Below are 3,349 nucleotides of genomic sequence, written 5' to 3'. Positions count from 1 at the left end.
ACAGTTAATGAAGCATCCTCTAGTTAGCACCTGAGGGTGCTTTACATTATTTTCTACTTAACATTAAATTTAAAAGTAGGAATTACCAAGCATACATATCAAACGTTAATATTAAATCCCACGTATAAAGATATGGCTAATCATTATAATACAGTGGTAATGCCAGCAAGAGTACGCACACCTGTTAAATCTGTCTTATGAAGAAGTTAAGTAGTTATCTGACACAAAAATTTTGCTTTTATTAATCCCCCTTGTGAATGGAAACGGCATGGGATAATTGATCAAAAATTAAATGAAGCGTGATTGAAGACCAGTGATGATTTTCAATGTCTAAAGAAGAGTCTACAAACTGTAGAGAGTGTGTGGCTAATCGAGAGAGAGGATTATCCGAATAGATGGAAACGCCCACTATAGTAATATTTTGTTCATACATACTCTCCACAGTTTGCTTATAGTTTTTTAGGCTCCCGCTCAGTGATACGATCACAACCAATGAATTTTCATCGAAGTGTCTACTGGCAATTTCTAAATCGTCTGTGTTGCGTAACGTTTTTGCTGAATGTCCGTAATACAATAAATCATTCGCAAAGTTATCAACGATTTGTTTTTGTTTCCAACCCGTTCCAAAGCAGTAGATGTCATTATGAGAGAATAAATCTTTAATGACCTCTTCAAATGCTTCTTCATTCAATTTATAGGTAATTTTCATATCATCTATGGTATTGAATAAATAGCCATTCCCATTTGAGAAACGGACATCTTCTTTCTCTTCATTTTTTAAATAATCTTTGATAATATATTTAAATTCAGTGTAGCCATCGAATCCCAACTTTTTAACTAATCGATGCAAAGATGTAGAAGAAGTATAAATTTTCTGTGCTAGCTCTGAGATGGTTAAATTTGGGATAAGAGGAAGCTGTTTCTCCAAATGATCTAAAATGTCTAAATCTGTATCTGTAAGCTCTTCTTCGTGAATCGTCTTTAAGTATTTTAATAGTGTCATGTATTTCTCCGCACCACTTTCCTGGAAAATATTCCATAAATCCAAATAGAAATAAATATTTTGGGAAGCTCTTCCATATTTACTTTAATGACTTAATTATAGCATAAGAATCGGGTACAATATAATTGAAAGCTATAACAATAATACGAAGGAGCTGATTTTATGAAGAAACAAGTCATTACAATCGCTGGTGCTGGAAGTGGGTATACACCAGGTATTCTTTTAACAATGTTGAACCATGAACATTTTGAAGTGAAAGAAATTCGTTTATACGATGATGACTCTCAAAAGAATAGTGATATGGAAATCATTATTGATTATCTATTAGAAAAAGGGAATTATGATGTTTCTCTGATAAGAACAGAAAATCCAAAAGAAGCATTCACTGGTGCAGATTTTGTCTTTTCTCAAATTCGCGTTGGGAAAATTGACATGCGGGAAAAGGATGAAAAAATTCCTTTGAAATACGGAGTGGTTGGTCAAGAAACTTGTGGGCTAGGTGGTTTTTCTTATGGCATGCGTTCCATGAAAGGATTCTTGGAGTTAGTTGACTCTATTCAACAATATGCACCAGAGGCTTGGATTTTAAATTACACGAATCCAGAAACAATTATCGCAGAAGCGGTTCGTCGAAAATACCCGGAAGCGAAAATCATTAATGCCTGTGATATGACAATTATTATAGAGGAAGTCGTTTCTGATTCTTTTGGCTATAACCGAGAGAACTGGATTCCTGTATATTATGGCTTAAATCATTTTGGTTGGTATGATTCCATTTATGATGACGATTTAGGCCGAGATGTGATGCCCGAAGTTATCGAACGATTTAGAAATGAAGGATTAAATGTAGAAGGACAAGAGACAAGCTGGGCGCAAACTTATCAAAATATGCGGTTGATTGTCCAAAATTTCCCAACGCATCTACCAAATAACTATCTAGAGTATTATTTGTATCCGAATTTGGCGGTCGAACAAGCGGATAAAGAATATACGCGCGCCAATATGATTATGGATGGTCGTTTGAAAAAAATAAAAGAAACAGTGAAAAATATTCAAAATCAAGAAAACTTAGATCAAATCAATTACGAAAGTAGTGAACATGGACAGTATATCGTAGATATCGCTGTTTCTATTTTACACAATAAAAATGACCGTTTTATGCTTATTGTTCCGAATAAAGGATCTATTCCAAACTTGCGAGAGGATGCAGTTGTTGAGGTGCCCTGTTATGTCAATGCCAATGGCGTGGAACCTATTTCGTTAAGATTTGATATTCCCGATTTTCATAAAGGATTGATGGAAGCACAAGTGGCTTCGGAAAAATTACTAGTGGATGGTTTCTACGAAAATTCTTATCAGAAAGTCTTAGAAGCTTTCACATTAAACCAATCTGTCCCGAATGCAGATGTCGCTAAGAAAATATTGGATGAGTTTATTGAAGTAAACGGTGATCATTGGGTGGAGTTAAACTAATAACCTTACATTTTTTGAGAAGGGAGAATAAGATGAGTTTATTAATTATTAATGCCGATGATTTTGGTTATAGTACTGGAGTTAATTATGGAATTTTACATTCTTATCAACAAGGTATTTTAACTTCAACCACCATGATAACCACCATGCCGGGATTTGAAGAAGGGGTGAAATTAGCAGAAGAGAATCCTGGATTAGGTATTGGTGTCCATTTGTCATTAACTTGTGGGAAACCATTAAGAGAAGATGTTCCATCTTTAATTCAATCAAATGGGCAGTTTCATCAACTTTCATTTTACGAAGAGGATTTTAAAATTGACCTAGATGAACTTTATAAAGAATGGAAAGAACAAATTGAAAGAGTCGTAAAAAGAGGGATCAAGCCAACGCATTTAGACAGCCACCATCATGTGAATAGCCTATCTCCAATTACAGAGGTGTTCATCCAGTTGGCTAAAGAATATGACTTACCTGTACGTAATAATTTTGATGTACCAACTGATATTCTTACGACTAAAAGATTCAACACATCGTTTGACTTAATTGGTATGACGAAAGAAACTTGGAAACCAATGGAACTAAAGAATATTGTTCAAGAATGCCAAATGTTTGGAGAGGTTGAAGCGATGTGTCATCCCGGTTATGTCGATCAGGTACTTTTAGCCAATTCAAGTTTAAGGGACAGCCGAGCAGTTACGGTAGCTGAACTGTCGAGGAGTGATTACGCAAACATACTGAAAGAAAATGATATTCAATTAGGTACTTATTCAGATTTATAGAAGATTTATGGAATGATTAAATGAGCATTATGGTGTTAAGTCAAGAGAATAGATTATAAAATGACAACCTATTTTCATAAAAAAGGGTGCACTG

General features: G+C 34.7%; 3 protein-coding genes. 2 read left to right on the top strand and 1 reads right to left on the bottom strand.

Annotation, left to right across the window (positions count from 1 at the left end; all coding sequences use genetic code 11):
• Positions 1-241: 241 nt before the first annotated feature.
• The gene (locus ABFX15_RS04185) at positions 242-1,048 is read right to left on the bottom strand and encodes a MurR/RpiR family transcriptional regulator (protein ID WP_346024246.1); all 807 of its coding nucleotides are present in this window, start codon (positions 1,046-1,048) and stop codon (positions 242-244) included.
• Between the two features lie 117 nt (positions 1,049-1,165).
• Between ABFX15_RS04185 and ABFX15_RS04180 the strand changes: the two genes are divergently transcribed.
• Both ABFX15_RS04180 and ABFX15_RS04175 read left to right on the top strand, forming a co-directional pair.
• Positions 1,166-2,476: a family 4 glycosyl hydrolase gene (locus ABFX15_RS04180; RefSeq protein WP_346024245.1), complete on the top strand. Its 1,311-nt coding sequence runs from the start codon at positions 1,166-1,168 to the stop codon at positions 2,474-2,476.
• A gap of 32 nt (positions 2,477-2,508) precedes the next feature.
• Positions 2,509-3,255: a carbohydrate deacetylase gene (locus ABFX15_RS04175; RefSeq protein WP_346024244.1), complete on the top strand. Its 747-nt coding sequence runs from the start codon at positions 2,509-2,511 to the stop codon at positions 3,253-3,255.
• Positions 3,256-3,349: the final 94 nt, after the last annotated feature.

It is taken from the genome of Alkalibacterium indicireducens (genome assembly GCF_039522005.1).
Lineage (GTDB): Bacteria > Bacillota > Bacilli > Lactobacillales > Carnobacteriaceae_A > Alkalibacterium > Alkalibacterium indicireducens.
Note: the sequence above shows the minus strand (reverse complement) of the source record. Positions and strands in the feature narration are given on the sequence as shown.

Excerpts from the sequence above, each read along its gene's own strand:
- ABFX15_RS04175 (WP_346024244.1), top strand. The coding sequence starts at position 2,509 with ATGAGTTTATTAATTATTAATGCCGATGATTTTGGTTATAGTACTGGA.
- ABFX15_RS04180 (WP_346024245.1), top strand. The coding sequence starts at position 1,166 with ATGAAGAAACAAGTCATTACAATCGCTGGTGCTGGAAGTGGGTATACA.